The sequence below is a fragment of the Streptomyces sp. NPDC005302 genome (genome assembly GCF_040607345.1).
GTDB lineage: Bacteria > Actinomycetota > Actinomycetes > Streptomycetales > Streptomycetaceae > Streptomyces.
Genome location: NZ_JBEXGN010000023.1, coordinates 53,610 through 71,844 on the forward strand (window position 1 = coordinate 53,610; position 18,235 = coordinate 71,844).

Consider the following 18,235-nt stretch of genomic DNA (forward strand, 5'->3'; position numbering starts at 1 on the left):
CTCTCCCCTAGCCGAGCTCTTTGTCCAGCAGCGCGAGAAGGTCTCCCGCCGAGGCCGAACTGATCTGGTCGGCGATGCCGACCGGTGATCCGGCGCCCGCCAGTGAACGGACCCGGCCCTGGAGCTCGCCGAGCAGAGTGGACATGGTGGTCTGGTCCTGCTGTGCGAGGCGCAGGAACGCGTCCTCCAGGCGGGCGCCCAACTCCTCGATCTCCCGGGCCAGATGGCCGGCCGCCGACTCGGGTGCGCCGACGGGTGCGGGGGTGATGCTCCCGGTCAGGAACTGGGCGAGGGCGCCCGGGTTGGGATGGTCGAAGACGAGCGTGGCGGGCAGTTTCAGGCCGGTGACGGCGGAGAGTCTGTTGCGCAGTTCCAGCGCCGTGAGCGAGTCGATCCCCAGTTTGCGGAACGTCGCGGCCGGGCCGATTTTCGCGGTGTCCGGGTGGCCCAGGACGGCCGCGGTCTGTGCCCGGACGGTGTCCAGGAGCAGGGCCTGGGCGTCGGCCGGTGAGAGGGCGGCGAGCTGCTCGGCGAGGGGTGTGCCGGCCGGTTCGGTGCCGGCCGGGCCGCCCGGCGCCGGTGTGCCGGTCACGGCGCGCAGCAGCGGGGAGCCCATGGGTGCGGCGGCCGGTGTGCCGGGGGCGGGGTGGTGCAGGCGGGTGGGTACCAGGACCGGGCGGTCCGTGCGCAGTGCCGCGTCGAAGAGGGCGAGTCCCTCGGCCGTCGACAGGGGCTGGATGCCCTGGCGTTGCAGGCGGACGATGTCGGCGTCGGCGAGGCCGGCGCTCATCTCGCTGCGCTGGGCCCAAAAGCCCCAGCACAGGGCGGTGGCGGGCAGTCCGGCGGCGGTGCGGGCTTCGGCGAGGGCGTCCAGGAAGGCGTTGGCGGCCGCGTAGTTGGCCTGTCCGGCCGTGCCCAGTACGCCGGCGACGGAGGAGAACAGGACGAACGCGGTCAGGTCCAGGTGCCGGGTCAGCTCGTGCAGGTGCCAGGCGCCGTGCGTCTTGGGTGCCAGGACCGCGTCCAGGCGGTCCTCGGTCAGGGCCTCGACGACGCCGTCGTCCAGCACACCGGCGCAGTGGATCACCGCGGACAGGGGCCGGCCGGCCGGGAGTGCGGCGATCAGTTCGGCGACCTCGGCGCGGCGGGTGACGTCGCAGGCGACGATCTCCACCTGGGCGCCCGCCGCGGCCAGTTCGTCGCGCAGGTGTGCCGCCTCGGGGGCGTGCGGTCCGCGCCGGCTGGTCAGCAGCAGCCGCGACACGCCGTGCCGCCGCACCAAATGGTGGGCCAGCAGCGCGCCCAGGCCGCTGGTGCCGCCGGTGATCAGTACGGTGCCCGACCCGAGGGCGGGTGTGTGCTGCTCGCTGTCGCGGGCCTCGCCGGAGGTGGAGGGGCCGTGTACGGGGGCCAGTTGCGGGGTGCTCACGGCGCCGCCGCGGATCTTGAGCTGGGCCTCCGCGGTGGTGGCGGCGGCCGGGATCAGGGCGTGTGAGGCGGGCAGGCCGTCGGTGTCGACGAGGGTGAAGCGGCCCGGGTTCTCGGTCTGTGCGGTGCGCACGAATCCCCAGATCGCGGCGGCCGCCGGGTCGGCGGGGGCGCCGGGCCCGTCACCGGACGCGCCCTGGGTCACCAGGACCAGGCGGGAGGCGGAGAACCGGTCGTCGGCGAGCCATTCCTTGGCCCAGCCCAGGACGCGGTGCAGGGCCCGTCCGGCGGCGGCCGGGACGTCCTCGTCCCGGTCCGCGCGGGTGCCGGTGCGGATGTCGCGGTCGTCGAGGGCGGCGATGACCAGCGGGGGTATCTCCCGTCCGGACGCGGCGAGTTGCGCGGGTGAGGCGAACACGGTGCCGTCCTGCGCCGGGGGGACGGCGGGCGCACCGCCGGGGGCCGCCAGGACCGCGTACGGGGAGGCGGTGGCCGGGACGGGCAGGGGCGCCCAGTCGATCTGGAACAGGGCGTCGCGGTGGTCGAAGCCCAGCGCGGTCAGCTGCCCGACGTCCGCCGGTTGCAGGGTCAGGGCGTCGATGGAGGCGACGGGTGTTCCGTGCTGGTCCGCGACGCTCACCGACAGCGTGTCCTGGCCAGCGGGGGCCAGGCGTACGCGCAGCGGGCCGGGGCGGGCGGCGCTGATGGAAAGGCCCGTCATGCGCCGGGGCAGCCAGCCCTCGGGGCGGGTGGTGTCGACGAACTCGCCCAGGCCGACGGGCAGGAGCGCCGCGTTCAGCAGCGCGGGGTGGATCCGGAACCCTGTCCGGCCGGCGCCGTCGGGGGCCGATGGTTCGACCTCGGCGAACAGGGTCCGGCCCTTGCGCCACACCTTCTTCAGGCCGCGCAGCAGGGGTCCGTGGTGGATGCCGAGGGCGGCGAGACGGGTGTACTCGTCCTCGAAGGGGACGGGAACGGCGCCCGCGGGCGGCCACACGGCGAGGCTGTCCCCTGCCGGGCTGTCGGGGGTGGGGGTGGCGGGGGTGAGGGTGCCGGTCGCGTTGCGGGTCCAGCGGGTCGCGCCCTCGGCGCGGGAGTGCACGCTGACGGTGTGGTCCGCGCCGATGACGACGCGCAGGTCGTGCTCGGCGGTGCGGGCAAGCACCAGGGGTGTCTCCAGGGTGAGTTCGCCGACGGCGGGGCAGCCGGCCCTGTCCGCCGCCCACGCCGCGAGTTCGGCCAGGACCGTCGCCGGGACCAGGGCGGCGCCGTGGACGGTGTGGTCGGCGAGCCAGGGGTGGCGCTCCAGTGACAGGCGCCCGCGGGCCACGATCCCGCCCTGCCCGGTGCCGGTGTCGGTGTCGGTGGGCAGGTCGATCACGGCGTCGAGGAGGGGGTGGTCGGAGGTGCTGAGGGTGGTGGACTCCGCGGGGGTGTCCAGCCAGTAGCGGCGGCGCTGGAAGGCGTAGGTGGGCAGTTCGACCCCCGGCCCGTTCCCGCCGGCTCGGCCGTCCTGGCCGTTCTGGCCGTCCTGGCCGGGGAAGGCGGCCTGCCAGGTCACCGGGGTGCCGGCGACGAAGGCCTCGGCGGCCGACCGGTACAGGCGGGCGAGTCCGCCCTCGCCGCGGCGCAGTGAGCCGACCGCGAAGCCGGTGGCGCCGGGGGTGGTGTCGAGGATCTCCTGGATGTTCATCGTGAGCAGCGGGTGCGGGCTGAGCTCGATGACGGTGCCGGTGGGCTGTTCGGCGGCCAGGCGTCGCATGGCGGCTTCGAAGCGGACGGGTTCGCGCAGGTTGCGGAACCAGTAGGCGCTGTCCAGGGCGGCGGGGTCGATCAGGTCGCCGGTCACCGTCGAGTAGATCGGCACCGGTGTCGGACGGGGTGTGATGCGGCCCAGGCCGTCGATGAGCGCGTCGTGGAACTGGTCCATGAGGCGGGAGTGGCCGGGAACGCTGGACTTGACCAGGCGGGCGCGGGCGCCCTGGGCCTCGCAGGCGGCGACCAGTTCCCGCACGGCGGTGCTCTCGCCGGAGACGGTCGTGGAGTTGGGTCCGTTGACCGCGGCGATGCCGACCCGGCCGGACCACGGCTCCAGCAGTTCCTCCACCCGCTGTTCGGGCAGCAGGATCGCGGCCATGCTGCCCTGTCCGGCGGCGGTGGCCAGCAGCCGGGAGCGCAGTGCCACGATCCTGGCGGCGTCGTCCAGGGTCAGGGCGCCGGCGATGTGGGCGGCGGCGATCTCGCCCTGGGAGTGGCCGATGACCGCGTCGGGCAGCACGCCGAGCGAGCGCCACACCTGGGCCAGCGCCACCATCACGGCGAACAGGGCCGGCTGGACGACGTCGATGTCGTCCAGGTCGGCGGCGTCCGGGCCGCCGCACACGGTGTCGATCAGCGGCCAGTCGACGTACGGTTCCAGCGCTGTGGCGCAGGCGCGCAGCGCTTCGGCGAAGACCGGGGAGCTCTCCCACAGTTCCCGGCCCATCGCGGCCCACTGGGCGCCCTGGCCGGGGAGGACGAAGACGGTGCGGCCGGCCGGTTTCACGACGCCCGACACGACGGTGGCGGGGCTGTTCTCCTCGCCGGCGGCGACGGCGGCCAGGGTGGTGAGGAGGTCCTCGCGGCCGGCGGTGATCACCACTTGGCGGTGGTCGAAGAGGGAGCGGGTGCTCACCAGGGCGTTGCCGAGGGCGGCGGGCGGCAGGCCGGGGGCGGCGGCGAGGTGTTCGTGCAGCCGCTGGGCCTGGCCGCGCAGGGCCTCCGGGGACTTCGCCGACAGCACCCACGGCAGGACACCGCCGGGAGCTGCGGTGGCGGGCGGGGCGGCATCCGGGGTCTGCCCGGCTGCCCCCGCGCGGTCGCCGTCGCCGTCGTTCTCATGGGGCTGTCCGCCGGGGTGCGGGGGCTGTTCGAGGATGAGGTGGGCGTTGGTGCCGCTGATGCCGAAGCTGGACACCCCGGCCCGGCGCGGCCGTTCCGCTGTGCTCGTCCACTCGCGGGACCCGGTGAGCAGTCGTACCGCTCCGGCCGTCCAGTCGACGTGGGTGGAGGGGCGGTCGACGTGCAGGGTGCGGGGCAGGACCCCGTGCCGCATCGCCATGACCATCTTGATGATGCCGCCCACCCCGGCCGCCGCCTGGGTGTGGCCGATGTTCGACTTCAGCGAACCCAGCCACAACGGGCGCTCCTGATCCCGGTCCTGGCCGTAGGTGGCGAGCAGGGCCTCGGCCTCCATGGGGTCGCCCAGCCGGGTGCCGGTGCCGTGGGCCTCGACCGCGTCCACCGTGGCGGCGGGCAGTCCGGCGTCGGCCAGGGCGGCGCGGATGACGCGCTGCTGGGCCAGTTCGCTGGGTGCGGTCAGTCCGTTGGAGGCGCCGTCCTGGTTGACGGCCGTGCCGCGGATCACCGCCCAGATACGGCGGCCGTTGCGGCGGGCGTCGGAGAGTTTCTCCAGGACCAGGACGCCCGCGCCCTCGGAGAAGCCGGTGCCGTCCGCGGCGTCCGCGAACGCCTTGCACCGGCCGTCCTCGGACAGGCCGCGCTGGCGGGCGAGTTCGACGAACATCCCCGGCGTGGGCAGCGTGGAGACCCCGCCCGCCAGGGCCAGGGTGCACTCCCCCGAGCGCAGCGACCGTACGGCCTGGTGGACGGCGACGAGGGAGGAGGAGCAGGCGGTGTCGGTGGACAGTGCCGGGCCCTGAAGGCCAAGGACGTAGGCCACCCGGCCCGAGGCGACGCTGGTGTAGGTGCCGGTGATCGCGAAGCCCTCCACGTCGCCGGCCGACCCGCCGCCCATCCGCGGGCCGTAGTCGACGGCGTACAGGCCGGTGAACACGCCGGTCGGCGAGCCGCGCAGGCCGGCCGGGTCGATGCCGGCCCGCTCCAGCGCCTCCCAGGAGGTCTCCAGCATGAGGCGCTGCTGGGGGTCCATCGCCAGTGCCTCGCGCGGGCTGATCCCGAAGAACGGCGCGTCGAACTCCGCGAGGCCGTCGAGGAATCCGCCGGTGCGGGTGTACGTCTTTCCGTGCGCCTCGGGGTCCGGGTCGTACAGCGCGTCCAGGTCCCAGCCGCGGTCGCGGGGGAAGTCGCCCATCGCGTCCACGCCGTCGGCGACGACGTCCCACAGCCCTTCGGGCGAGGTCACCCCGCCCGGGAAGCGACACCCCACGCCCACGACCGCGATGGGTTCGCGTGCGGACTCCTCCAGCTCGCGCACCCGCTCACGCAGGTCCTGCGCGTCGCCGACGGCGCGTCGCAAGTAGGACCGGAGCTTGTCGACATCCTCCACCAGGGCCTCCCCCAACAGTTGCCAATACGAACGGTGTTGCTACACGTATCCGCGCTCGATCAACGCGTACAGATCGTCGTCACTGCCGCTCCCCGGCACGCCCGGCACGTCCTGCGTGTTCTGCGTGTCGGGGGCCGCCTGCGGCTCCGGGTCCGGCCGCGGGGCGGCGGGCGCCTGCGGTTCCAGGAGGGAGAAGAGGTGGCGGGCGAGCGTGTGCGCGGTGGGGTAGGTGAACGCGACGGTGGCCGGCAGGCGCAGGCCCAGTGCCGCGGCGAGCCGGCCGCGCAGCCCCACCGCCATCGCGGAGTCGAAGCCCAGTGCCTTGAAGGTGTCCTCGGCCCGTGCCGCGATGTCGGCGCCGGTGGTCCCGGCGTCCTTGACGCTCAGCAGGGCCGCCGTCTCGGCGCACACCAGTGCCTGGACCGCTGCCTGCGAGGTGAGGTCCGCGGGCCTGGTGTCCGGGCCGGGTGCGGCGGCCGCCGGGGTGTCGGGGCCGTCCGGGCCGTCGGGGGCGCTCAGCCAGTACCGGCGGCGCTGGAAGGGGTAGGAGGGCAGGGCGACGGTGCGCGGGCGGTGGCCGGCGAACGCGGTCGTCCAGTTCACCGGCACACCCCGCACGTGCAGTTCGGCCAGCGAGGCCAGCACCTTGCCGGCGCTGCCGTCGCGGCGGTGCAGGGTGCTCGCCAGCAGGGGCGGGACGGCCAGCGTGTCCGCGGTCTCCTCCATCGCCACCTGGAGTACGGGGTGCGGGCTGACCTCGACGAACACGGCGCCGCGTTCGCGCATCAGGGTGTCGACGACGTCGCCGAAGCGGACCTGCGAGCGCAGGTTGTCGTACCAGTAGGAGCTGTCCAGGGTGCGGGTGTCCAGGGCGGTCGCGGTGACCGTGGAGTGGAAGGTGACCGCCGCTTCGCGCGGTGCGATGCCCGCGGTGTCCGCCAGGAGCCGTTCCCGGATGCGTTCGACGTGGTGGGAGTGGGAGGCGTAGTCGACCTTGACCCGCCGTACCCGGACCCCCTCACCGGCGGCCGCGGCGGCGAACTCCTCGAGGGCCTCGTCGTCGCCGGAGATCACCACGGACGCGGGCCCGTTGACGGCGGCCGTCGACAGTCGTCCCGGCCACTGTTCCAGCCGTTGCTGGACCCAGGTCCGGGGTGCGGCGACCGCGCTCATCCCGCCGAGTCCGGCCAGTGCCTTCAGCGCCTGGCTGCGCAGGGCGACGATGCGGGCCGCGTCGTCCAGCGTGAGGGCGCCCGACACGCAGGCGGCGGCGATCTCGCCCTGCGAGTGCCCCACCACGGCGTCGGGGACCACGCCCAGGGAGCGCCACAGTTCGGCCAGCGACACCATCATCGCGAACAGGGCGGGCTGGACGACGTCCACCCGCTCCAGCGAGGCGGCCGACGGCGCGCCGGTCACGACGTCCACCAGCGACCAGTCCACGAAGGGTTCCAGCGCGCGGGCGCACGCGTCGATCGAGCGGGCGAAGACCGGCGACTGGGTGTACAGCTCTCTGCCCATGCCGGGCCACTGGGATCCCTGGCCGGGGAAGACGAAGACGACCGGGCCGGTGGCGCCGGTGGCCGTGCCGCGGACCGTGCGGGCCGCGTCGGCGCCGGCGGCGAGCAGGGCGAGGCCCTCCAGCGCTTCGTGGCGGGTGTCGGCCAGGACCACGGCGCGGTGCTCGAACAGTGACCGGGTGCGGAGCAGGGAGTGGCCCACGTCGGCGGCGCTCAGCGAGGGGTCGGCGCTCACGTGGTCGCGCAGGCGGGCCGCCTGGTCGGTGAGGGCCTGCCGCGAGCGGGCGGACAGCAGCCACGGAAGCGTCCCCAGGCCGCCGGCCGGGGCCATGTCCCCTTCGCCGAGCGGGAGTTGGCGGGCGTGCGCGGGTCCGGTGGTGGGGGCCTGTTCGAGGATGACGTGGGCGTTGGTGCCGCCCATGCCGAACGCGGACACTCCGGCGCGGCGCGGCCGGCCGGGTGTGCTCGGCCAGGGCCGCGGGGCGGACAGGACCTCGAAGTCGTCGTGGAAGTCGGGGATGGCGGGGTTGGGGGTGCGGAAGTTGAGGCTGGCGACCAGGTGGCCGCGCTCCACGCACAGTGCCGTCTTGACGAGGCCGGTGATGCCCGCGGCCGGCTCCAGGTGTCCGACGTTGGTCTTCACCGAGCCGATGACCAGGGGGCGGCTGCGGCCGCTCTGTCCGGACACCGTGCGCAGGCCGGCGATCTCGGCCGGGTCGCCAAGGCGGGTGCCGGTGCCGTGGGCCTCGACGTAGTCCACGCTGTCGAAGGCGATGTCCGCGCGCCGCAGGGCGGCACGGATGGCGGCGGCCTGCCCCTGGGGGCTGGGGTCGGGCATCCGGGTCGTGGCCCCGCCGCTGCTCACGCCCCAGCCGCGGATGACGGCGTGGACGGGGTCGCCGTCGGCTTCGGCGAGGTCGAGGCGTTTGAGGACGACGAACGCGCCGCCCTCGCCGCGGGCGAAACCGCTGGCCCGTTCGTCGAAGGTGAAGCAGCGGCCGTCGGGTGACAGGGCGCCCAAATTCGCCAGGCCGAGTCCTGCCTGCGGGTCGACGATCAGGTGGACGCCGCCGGCGATCGCCATGTCGACGGCGCCGCCGGCGATCCGGTCACACGCCAGGGCCAGCGACACCAGGGAGGAGGACTGGCCGGAGTCCGCGCAAAAGCTCATGCCGCGCACGTCGAACAGGCCGGAGATCCGGTTGGCGATCAGTGCGCCGCTCGAGCCGAGCGCGGCGTAGTGGTCGTCGCTGTCGGCGCCGGACAGGGTGCGCAGCAGTTCGTAGCCGGAGGGTGCGGTGCCGACGACGACGTCGATGTCGCGGCCGGCGAGCGCGGCCGCCGGGATGCGGGCGTCCTCGACGGCCTCCCAGGCCAGTTCGAGTCCCAGGCGCTGGGCGGGGTCCATGGCGGCGGCCTCGGCGGCGCCGGTGGTGAAGAAGCCGGTGTCGAAGCCGTCGACGGCGTCGAAGAACGAGCCCGCCGCGACGGTGGCGGCGTCCGGGTGCCCGGCGGGGGCCGGGCGGGCGTCGGCCGCCCGCCGCGGGGGGAACGTCCCCAGCGTCGACTGCCCCTGGGTCAGCAGGCGCCAGAAGGCGTCCAGGCCGTTGACGCCGGGGAAGCGGCAGGACATCCCGATGACGGCAATACCGGTGGCTGCGCCACTCATGCGAATTCCCTTCCGGTTGCCTGGCGCACGGGAGCGCCGGGCCGCGGCGCGCTCATCGCCCGCGGGCGAGCGTGGTGAGCAACTGGGCCGGGGCGTCCATGAAGTCGTAGTGGCCGCCGTCGAGGACCCGGATCTCGACGGAGTCGGCGTACTGGTGCCAGCCCTGGAGTTCTTCGAGGCTGACGTCGTCGTCCTCGCGCCAGTGCAGGACGACGACGGGGCAGTCGATGCGGGCGGGTTCGGTACGCCGGTAGGCGCCGGCGGCTGCGTGGTCGCGCAGCAGCACGAACATGCCCATGTCGATCATGTCGGGGCGGGGTTCGATGCCCCGGCCGCGCAGGAACGTCTCCAGTTCGGCGCGCAGTTCGTCCTCGCTCAGGCAGAGCATGCGGTCGCGGGCGGCTTCGTGCGGGGCTCGTTGGCCCGACACGTACAGGCACTGCGGGGTGGGCAGGCCGAGTTCGGCGAGCAGCAGGACGCTCTCGTAGGCGGGCAGGGCGCCCGCGCAGTGTCCGAAGAAGGCGAACGGGGTGTCCAGCAGGGGGGTGAGGGGTTCGACGAGGGCGGCGGCGAGGTTCTCGTAGGTGCCGTAGTGGGGGTGGGCCAGGCGGTTCTCGCGGCCGGGGAACTGCAGCGGGCAGACCTCGGTGCCGTCGATGGTGGCCGGCCAGGCGCTGAAGGCGGAGGCTCCGGAGCCGGAGAAGGGGAAGCAGAACAGGCGGGCGGCGGGCCTGGCGGGTGCGGGGGGCCGCACGAACCACGGCGAGGGGGCGGTGGCGGGGGCGGCGGTCATGGGGTGGGCCGTTTCTGGGCGGCGATGGGCAGGTGGGTCATGCCGGCGATGAAGTAGGAGCGCAGGTGCTCCACTTCGCCGGCGAGGTCGAGGGAGGCGCAGCGTGCGAGGAGTTCCTCGAAGAAAACGCGCAGGGTCAGGCGGGCCAGCGGTGCGCCGATGCAGAAGTGCGGGCCGAAGCCGAAGGCGACCTGCCGTTTGGCGTTGGGGCGGGTGATGTCGAAGGTGTGCGGGTCGGGGAACCGGGAGGCGTCCCGGTTGGCCGATCCGATCCACGCGACGACCGCGCCGCCTGCGGGGATGACGCCGCCCGCGATGGGCACGTCGGTGACGGCGTAGCGCATGAAGTTGCAGGCGGCCGAGGTCCAGCGCAGCCCTTCCTCGACGAGGTTGGGGATCAGGGTGGGGTCGGCCTGGGCCTTGTCGAACTGTTCGGGCCGCTCGATGAGGGCCTGCACGGTGCCCGAGACGGTGTGCGGGGTCGTCACGTTGGCGCCGAGCAGGATGCTGTAGCCGTCGAGGGCGATCTCCTCGTCGCTCAGCGGTGCTCCGCCGGGACGCACGCTCATCAGGTGGTGGAGGAGGCTGTCGTCCTGCTCTCCCGAGGCCCGGCGGCGTTTGACCCAGTCGGTGACGTAGGTGACGAGTTCGTGGTGGGCGATGGCCAGGGTGGCGGCTTCGCTGCCGAGCTGGAAGTGCGGGTCCGAGGGTGCGGTGACCATCGCGGTCAGCTGGACGAGTTCGGCCCAGTCCTTGTCGGGGATGCCCAGCAGCGGGCCGGTGACGATCGCGGGGAGGAGCAGGGCGCGCTCGGCGAGGTCGAACACCTCGCCGTCCAGGGCCGGTTCGAGGAAGCGGACCACCGTGCGGCGGATGGAGTCCTCCCAGGACCGGACGGCGCGGGCGGTGAGCTTGGAGCCCAGCGGCCTGCGGACCTCGGTGTGGCGGGGCGGGTCGGTGGAGGTCAGCAGCACGCCGGCGGCGACGTCGTCCTGCCCGAGGTGGGTGGGCACGGTGCCGCGTTCGGAGGTGAACTCGCGGTGGTCGCCCAGGACGCGGCACACGTCCTCGTAGCGGGTGAGGGACCAGAACTCCCGTCCGTCGGGCAGGACCTGGTGGTGCAGGGGTGCCTGGGCGCGCATCAGGTCCCAGACGGGGTGCGGGTCGCCATCCGTGTAGAGGTCCAGGTCGAACAGGTCGACGGCATCGAGGTCGATGTCGCGCGCGGGACCCGGCGTCAGTCTCATGCCCGGGCCCTCGCCTGCTCGATCAGTTCGGCGACGCGGGCCGGGGTCTGGGCCAGGTAGAAGTCGCGTACGGACAGCTGGACGCCGTGGTCCTGCGCCACCCGTTCGATGATCTTGATTCCGGTCAGCGAGTTGCCGCCGAGGGCGAAGAAGTCGTCGTCGTGCCCCACCTCGGGGCAGTTGAGGAGTTCTCCCCACAGTGCGGCGAGTTCGTCCACCAGCGGCACCGGGCCGCCCGAGGGCGCGTCCTGGCGTTGTGCGATCTCGTCCTGTCCACCTCGCGGGTGGATCACCTGCGGCGCCGATTCCATGGCCAGTGTTTCCTTCCTCCGCCGATCGCCAGTGCCCGCTCGCGTCCCGTGCCGCCCGGCACATGCGGTGCATATGACGGGCCGTCACTTTCCGCGTGGCCGCGGGGGTCGGGTGTGCTGTCCCGCCGGCGAGACACGTTCGCCGCATGGCCGACTGGAGTGTCACCCGCCGCCGACCCCCACCACACCCGTCCCGGCACCGGCCCGGTGGGGGCCGGCCGGTGGGGTTGAGGGTGGACGGCCGGCCTGCACGCCACCGCACCGCACGGCCCCCCTCCCCCACCTCCGCCTCCTCCCCCGCCCCCGAGGGGGAAGTCCCGCCTTGAGGGTGTCCCGCCGGCGGGACGGCACAAGTGCGCCCGTACCGCGCCCTGTCCGGGCGCACAGCCGCGTTGACCGGCCGGTGGTGGGGACGTGAACGTGAGGGCGAGGCAGAGACGTTGAAGGCCCAGCCGAACGAGGGGGAACGACGTGGCAGACACCGGCATGGACGCCGAGGTGGTGATCGCGGGCGCCGGGCCGACGGGCCTGATGCTCGCCTGCGACCTGCGGCTGGCGGGCGTCGACGTGATGGTCCTCGAACGGCTCGCGGACCGCACGGGCGAGTCACGGGCCGGCGGGATCCACTCGCGCACCCTGGAGGTGCTGGACCAGCGCGGCGTCCTGGACCGGTTCCTGGCGGCCGGCGAACTGCAGCCGGTGGGCCACTTCTCCGGCCTCTACCTGGACTTCGAGGAGTCCGAGTCCCGCCACCCCTACCCGCTGATGATCCTGCAGTCCGCGATCGAACGGCTGCTGGAGGAGTGGGCGGGCGAACTGGGCGTGCGCATCCGCCGGTCGGCCGAGGTCGTCGGGCTGCGTCAGGACGAGGACGGCGTGAGCGTCGAGGTGGGCGCGGCCGGCTCCGCGCGCCGGACGCTGCGCGCCCGCTACCTGGTGGGCTGCGACGGCGGACGCAGCGCCGTGCGCAAACTGGCCGGCATCGGCTTCCCCGGCACCGAGGCGACGATGACGGCGCTGATCGGCGACGTCGAACTGCCCGGCCTGCCCGAGGAGTACGTGTGGATCCGGCGCTGCGCGAGCGGCGACTTCTCGGCGATCGCCTTCGAGCCCGGCTGGTACCGGGTGATCACCTCGGAGTACGACCGGGTCGCCGACCGCGACGAGGCGCCCACCTTCGAGCAGCTGCGCGACTCGCTGGTACGGCTCGCGGGCACCGACTACGGCATGCACAGCCCACGGTGGATCTCCCGGTTCAACGACGCCGCCCGCCAGGCCGACCGCTACCGCCAGGGCCGGGTGCTGCTCGCCGGGGACGCCGCGCACATCCACTTCCCCGCCGGCGGCCAGGGCCTGAACATGGGCGTGCAGGACGCGGTCAACCTGGGATGGAAACTGGCCTCGGTGGTACGCGGCCGAGCGCCGCAGAGCCTGCTGGACAGCTATCACGCCGAGCGTCACCCGGTCGCGGAGCGGGTGCTGAACAACACCCGGGCGCAGTCGGCGCTGGCCCGCCCCGGCCCCCAGTCGGACGCGCTGCGCGAGGTGTTCGGCCAGCTGATGGTCTTCGACGACGTCAACCGGCATCTGCGGCACATGCTCACCGCGCTGGACATCCGCTACCCCACCGACGACCGGCACCTTCTGTCGGGCCGCCGGGTCCCCGACGCCGACCTCAAGACGGCGGGCGGCGCCTCCGGTGTCAGCGAACTGCTGCACGCCGGCCGGCCCGTCCTGCTCGACCTGGGCGCGGGAGCGGAGGTGACGGCGGCGGCCGCCGGCTGGGCCGATCGCGTCGACGTCGTGGAGGCGGTCAGCGAGGACGAGCACTGGTTCGTGCCCGCCGCCGGTGAGATCCCCGCCCCCGCCGCCCTGCTGATCCGCCCCGACGGCCACGTCGCCTGGGCCACCGGCACGACCGGCAGCCCCGACCTCGCCGCCCTGCGCAGGGCGCTCACCACCTGGTTCGGGCCGGGCCTGCCCGGCTGAGGACACCGCGCCCCCGTCGCGTGACGGCGGCCGCCACGACCCGCTGAAGGGGTCGTGACGGCCGCCGTCGTCGTGCGCCGCGAGCATGTGCCGGGTTGGAGCCGGCCCGCCCAGGACCCGCTCTCCCCCACCGACGCCGGCAGCCCCCTCCCCCACCGACGCCGACACCGACATCGAAACCAGCACCGGCACCGGCGGCAGCAGCAGCAGGGATACAGTGACGCCCCCAACTCCCCTGCACCTGAGGAGAGTTGGGAGCATCCCCGGCAGTACGGGGGGGGCGGCTAGAGGGTGTCTTGGACCGACTGCGCGTTGATGGTGTCCAGGATGTCGCGGCCGTGGTCGACGAGGTACATGTGGTCGCCGGGGAACTCCGCGTAGGTGAAGCCGGCGGTGGTGGCGTCCTGCCACTGGCGGGCCTCGGCCGCGGTGACCAGTCCGTCCCGGGCGCCGCGCAGGGAGCAGATCGGCACCGAAAGGGGGGTGTCGGTGGAGGGGACGTAGTTCTCGTGCATCTCGCAGTCGGCCTGCAGGACCGGCAGGATCAGCTCCCGCATCTCCGGGTGGTCCAGGGCCTCGTGGCGGAAGCCCGCGAACTCCTCGACGCGGGCGAGGAACTCCTCGTCGGGCAGGCCCGTCGCGCGGCGTTCGCGCTGGGTCCAGGGGCCCGGAGAGCCGCTGACGACCAGGCGTTCGACGTGCACGCCGCGGGTGGGGAGCAGGTGGGCGAGTTCGTAGGCGAGGACCGCGCCCAGGCTGTGTCCGAACAGCACGGTGGTGGTGCCTTCGCCGAGGTCCGCGACGATGTCGTCGACCGATCCCTTGGCCGCCTCGACGACGTTGCGGTACGGCGTGTCCAGGATCCGCCGTTCCCGGCCGGGCAGTTCGACCGAGGTGACGCGCCACCGGCCGGCGGACAGTTCCCGCCAGGGGTGGAAGAACGAGGGTCCTGCTCCCGCGAACGGCACGCACAACAGCGCGGCCTGCTCGGAGTCTTCCTGTGGTGTCCGGGGTCCGCTCACCGCGGCCCACCCCCATCCGTTCGGTGTGATCGTGCATCGGGCCGGTGCCGGGCACCGGACGCGCGGCCGGTCATGCCAGCCTGTCGCGGGCGATCTCGAAGAACTCGGCGACCGGCGCCGGCATGTGCATCTCGTGGTGCGTGGCGTTCATGGTGTGCACGTCCAGGGTGCCCAGGACGTAGGGCCGCCACAGGTGGGCGTAGGAGGTGTCCTCCTGGGCCGCGTTGAAATACAGCACGTCGCCGCGGTAGGCGGGCGAGGTGAAGTCCATCATCAGGGCGGCGTTGTTGGCGAGGACGTCCGCCATGGTGTCCAGGAAGCCCTGCCGGCCGCCCAGGCGGATGTACTGGGTGAAGTCGTCCTCGAGTTCGGCCCGGTAGTCGGCCGAGTCCTTGCCGGCGTGGACCTCGCGGAATCCGTGGCCGCCGGGCTGGGCGTCCAGGATCGCCACCAGGGCGACCTGGTGGCCGAGCCGGTCCAGGGCGTCGGCGACGGCCTGCACGACCGTTCCGCCGTAGGACCAGCCGATGAGGTTGAAGGGCCCCTCGGGCTGGGTGTCGAGGATCTGGGTGACGTAGTCGTCGATCATCTCCTTCGCGGAGGAGGCGAGGGTGTCCACGCCGTCGGAGCCGCGGGACTGCAGGGCGTAGGCGGGCCGGTCCTGCAGGTGTGTCACGAAGCTGTAGTAGGCCCAGCCCAGGCCGCCGCCGCCGTGGAAGAACCACACCGGCTTCTTGCCGGTGCCGGGGTCGCTGTTCAGGGGCAGGACGACGGCGAAGGAGTCGGCGTCGTCGGCGGGGACACCGCCGGCGAGCATCAGCGCGGCCAGTTCGGCGACCGTGGGGTACTTGATGATCGTCCTGATGGGGATGTCGATGCCGAACTCGGCGCGGACACGGACGCTGAGCCGGGTGGCCAGCAGCGAGTGTCCGCCGAGCGCGAAGAACCCGTCGCCGACGCCGACGTCCTGACGGCCCAGCAGCTCGCCGAACAGAGCGCACAGCCGCTCCTCGTAGGAGTTGCGCGGTCCGCCGCCGGCCGCGGTCGCGGCGGTGTCCTCGGCGGGCAGGGCGCGCCGGTCGAGTTTGCCGTTGGCGGTGAGCGGGATGTGCTCCAGGGTGATCAGGGTGGCGGGGACCATGTAGTCGGGCAGGCGCTCGCGCAGGTGGGCGGCGAGTGCGGCGGTGTCCGGTGCGGTGCCGGGTTCGGGGACGACGTAGCCGACGAGGCGTTTGTCGCCGTCGCCGTTCTCGCGGACCAGGACGGCGGCCTCGGCGACGGCGGGGTGGCCGGCCAGGGCGTGTTCGATCTCGCCGAGCTCGATGCGGAATCCGCGGATCTTCACCTGGGAGTCGGCGCGTCCGACGTACTCCAGCTGTCCGTGCCGGCTGAAGCGGACGAGGTCGCCGCTGCGGTACATGCGCTCGCCGGGTGTGCCGAAGGGGCAGGCGACGAAGCGGGAGGCGGTCAGGTCCGGGCGGTTGTGGTAGCCGCGGGCCAGGCCGTAGCCGGCGACGTACAGTTCGCCGGTCACCCCGGCGGGCACCGGTTTGAGGTTGTGGTCCAGGACGTGGGCGCCGAGGCCGGGGATCGCCGGGCCGATGACGCTGGCGCGGTAGCGGGCGGCGGCGTGCTCGTCGAGGTCGATGCGGGTGACGTGCACGGTGGTCTCGGTGATGCCGTACATGTTCACCAGGACCGGCGCGTTGTCCGCGTGGCGTTCGTACCAGTCGCCCAGGCGGTTCAGGTCCAGGGCCTCGCCGCCGAACACCACGTAGCGCAGCGCCAGTTCGCGGTCCGGTGCCTGGGCGTCGGCCTGGATGAGCTGGTAGAAGGCGGAGGGGGTCTGGTTGAGGACGGTGACCTGTTCGCGGGCCAGGAGGGCGAGGAAGTCCTCCGGGGAGCGGGAGACGTCGTAGGGGACGACGACCAGGCGGCCGCCGTGCAGCAGTGGGCCCCACAGTTCCCACACGGAGAAGTCGAAGGCGTAGGAGTGGAAGAGGGTCCACACGTCGTCGGCGCCGAAGGCGAAGTCCTGGGCGGCGGTGAAGAGTCCCACGACGTTGCGGTGCGGTATGAGGACGCCCTTGGGGCGGCCGGTCGAGCCGGAGGTGTAGATCACGTACGCGGGGTGGTCGGGGCGCAGCGGGCTGCGGCGTTCGGCGTCGGTGAGGTCGCTGTCGTCGCTGCCGGCGGGGGCAGGGGTGCCGCTCTCGTCGAGGTGCAGGCGGGGCAGGTGGGGGGCGAGGTCCTGGGCGGCGGCGGTGGCGGTGGTGGTCAGCAGGAGGACGGGGGCGGCGTCCTGGATGAGGTGGGCGATGCGGTCGGCCGGGGAGTCGGGGTCGATGGGCAGGTAGGCGCCGCCGGCCTTGAGGACGGCGAGGATCGCGACGACGAGGTCGGCGGAGCGCTCCAGGCAGATGCCGACCAGGGACTCGGGGCCCACGCCCTGGGTGACGAGGTGGCGGGCGAGGCGGTTGGCGCGGGCGTTGGCCTCGCCGTAGGTGAGGGTGGTGTCCTGGCAGACCACCGCGACGCTGTCGGTGTGCCGGGCCGCCTGGCGTTCGAAGAGGTCGACCAGGGTGGTGTCCGCGATCGGGGCGCCCGCGGTGGTGGCCTCGCTCAGGCGCTGGTGTTCACGGGCGCTGAGGACGTCGATGTCGCTGACGCGCAGTGCCGGGTCGGCGGCGAACTGCTCCAGGACGCGGGTGAGGCGGGCGGAGATCTCCTGGGCCGTCTCGCGGTCGAACAGGTCGGTCGCGTACTGCAGGTCGCCGCGCAGCGCTCCGGCCTCGTCCATGGTGAGGAAGAAGGTGAGGTCGACCATGGCGGTTTCGGGGATGGCCTGCTCGAAGCGGACGTCGAGGCCGTCGAGTTCGAAGCCGGGCTTCTCGTAGCTCTGCCAGGAGAAGATCACCTGGAAGAGGGGCTGGTAGGCGGCGGAGCGTTCGGGGTTGATGGCCTCGACGATCGCGTCGAAGGGCACGTCCTGGTGCTCGTAGGCGGCCAGCGCCTTGTCGCGTACCTGGGCCAGGAGGCTGGTGAAGGCAGGGTTGTCGGACAGGTCGGCGCGCAGGACCTGGGTGTTGACGAAGCAGCCGATCAGGTCGGCCAGGGCTTCGTCGGTGCGGCCGGCGATCGGGGAGCCGATCGTGATGTCGTCGCCGCCGCCGAGTTTGCCGAGCAGGACGGCCAGGGCGGCCTGCAGGAGCATCGACATGCTGGTGCCGCGTTCCCCTGCGAGCGCCGTCAGGACGTTCGTGGTGGCGGCGTCGACGTGCAGGGGGACGGTGTCGCCGTGCGAGCCGGCCTCGGCGGGCCGGGGCCGGTCCAGCGGCAGGTTCAGCGGCTGCGGCACTCCGGCGAGTTCCTTGCGCCAGTACTCGACCTGGGCCGCGGCGAGGCTGCCCGCGTCCGCCGGGTCGCCCAGGACCTCGCGCTGCCACAGCGCGTAGTCCTTGTACTGCACGGGCAGCGGCTCCCAGTGGGGTGCGCGGCCCTGGGTGCGGGCGGTGTAGGCGGCGAACAGGTCGCGCATCATGGGGGCGCTGGAGCTGCCGTCGGAGGCGATGTGGTGGATGACCAGGACCAGGACGTGTTCGGTCGGCGAGCAGCGCAGGATGTCGGCGCGCCAGGGGAGTTCGGCGGTCAGCTCGAAGCGGTGGGCGACGGCCTTCTCGATGGCCGCGGGCACGTCGGCGGGCGGTATCTCGCGCACCCGTACCTGCCCTGCGGTGTCCGCTGCGGCGAGGAGGCGTGAGAGGGGTTCGCCGGCGTCGTCCAGGGCGTACAGGGTGCGCAGGATCTCGTGCCGTTCGGCCACGTCGCGCAGGGCGGCGGTGAGCGCGTCCCGGTCGAGGGGGCCGGTCAGTCTGAACGCCGCCGAGATGTTGTAGGTCGCCGCTCCGCCCTCCAGTTGGTGCAGGAGCCACATGCGGCGTTGGGCGTATGACAGCGGGATCATCGGG

The 18,235-nt window shown here is 73.5% G+C and carries 8 protein-coding genes; 1 reads left to right on the forward strand and 7 read right to left on the reverse strand.

Features of this window, described 5'->3' with window-relative positions; genetic code table 11:
- Positions 1 to 7 precede the first annotated feature (7 nt).
- The 5 genes from ABZT74_RS28285 to ABZT74_RS28305 are packed head-to-tail and all read right to left on the reverse strand — an operon-like array spanning position 8 to position 11,256.
- Positions 8 to 5,716 carry an SDR family NAD(P)-dependent oxidoreductase gene (locus ABZT74_RS28285; protein WP_356439222.1) on the reverse strand — a complete coding sequence of 1,903 codons (5,709 nt, stop codon included), beginning with the start codon at positions 5,714 to 5,716 and terminating at the stop codon, positions 8 to 10.
- A 39-nt stretch (positions 5,717 to 5,755) separates the two neighbouring features.
- On the reverse strand, positions 5,756 to 8,905 hold the full coding sequence (locus ABZT74_RS28290; RefSeq protein WP_356439224.1) for a type I polyketide synthase: 3,150 nt from the start codon (positions 8,903 to 8,905) through the stop codon (positions 5,756 to 5,758).
- 52 nt (positions 8,906 to 8,957) lie between these two features.
- On the reverse strand, positions 8,958 to 9,698 hold the full coding sequence (locus ABZT74_RS28295) for a thioesterase domain-containing protein (RefSeq protein ID WP_356439227.1): 741 nt from the start codon (positions 9,696 to 9,698) through the stop codon (positions 8,958 to 8,960).
- Complete coding sequence (locus ABZT74_RS28300) at positions 9,695 to 10,945, reverse strand: cytochrome P450 (RefSeq protein WP_356439230.1); 1,251 nt, start codon at positions 10,943 to 10,945, stop codon at positions 9,695 to 9,697. The genes ABZT74_RS28295 and ABZT74_RS28300 overlap by 4 nt, the downstream gene beginning before the upstream one ends.
- Positions 10,942 to 11,256: a phosphopantetheine-binding protein gene (locus tag ABZT74_RS28305; RefSeq protein ID WP_356439233.1), complete on the reverse strand. Its 315-nt coding sequence runs from the start codon at positions 11,254 to 11,256 to the stop codon at positions 10,942 to 10,944. The genes ABZT74_RS28300 and ABZT74_RS28305 overlap by 4 nt, the downstream gene beginning before the upstream one ends.
- A 471-nt stretch (positions 11,257 to 11,727) precedes the next feature.
- Between ABZT74_RS28305 and ABZT74_RS28310 the strand changes: the two genes are divergently transcribed.
- The gene (locus tag ABZT74_RS28310) at positions 11,728 to 13,245 is read left to right on the forward strand and encodes an FAD-dependent monooxygenase (RefSeq protein ID WP_356439236.1); all 1,518 of its coding nucleotides are present in this window, start codon (positions 11,728 to 11,730) and stop codon (positions 13,243 to 13,245) included.
- 284 nt (positions 13,246 to 13,529) lie between these two features.
- Here ABZT74_RS28310 and ABZT74_RS28315 read toward each other — a convergent pair whose 3' ends face one another.
- Positions 13,530 to 14,267, reverse strand: a complete 738-nt coding sequence (locus tag ABZT74_RS28315; RefSeq protein WP_356439239.1) for an alpha/beta fold hydrolase — start codon at positions 14,265 to 14,267, stop codon at positions 13,530 to 13,532.
- 70 nt (positions 14,268 to 14,337) lie between these two features.
- Positions 14,338 to 18,231, reverse strand: a complete 3,894-nt coding sequence (locus ABZT74_RS28320; RefSeq protein ID WP_356439242.1) for an amino acid adenylation domain-containing protein — start codon at positions 18,229 to 18,231, stop codon at positions 14,338 to 14,340.
- Between the last annotated feature and the right edge of the window lie 4 nt (positions 18,232 to 18,235).

Coding starts and splice junctions, on each gene's coding strand:
- ABZT74_RS28290 (WP_356439224.1), bottom strand. CDS start 8,905: ATGAGTGGCGCAGCCACCGGTATTGCCGTCATCGGGATGTCCTGCCGC.
- ABZT74_RS28295 (WP_356439227.1), bottom strand. CDS start 9,698: ATGACCGCCGCCCCCGCCACCGCCCCCTCGCCGTGGTTCGTGCGGCCC.
- ABZT74_RS28300 (WP_356439230.1), bottom strand. CDS start 10,945: ATGAGACTGACGCCGGGTCCCGCGCGCGACATCGACCTCGATGCCGTC.
- ABZT74_RS28305 (WP_356439233.1), bottom strand. CDS start 11,256: ATGGAATCGGCGCCGCAGGTGATCCACCCGCGAGGTGGACAGGACGAG.
- ABZT74_RS28320 (WP_356439242.1), bottom strand. CDS start 18,231: ATGATCCCGCTGTCATACGCCCAACGCCGCATGTGGCTCCTGCACCAA.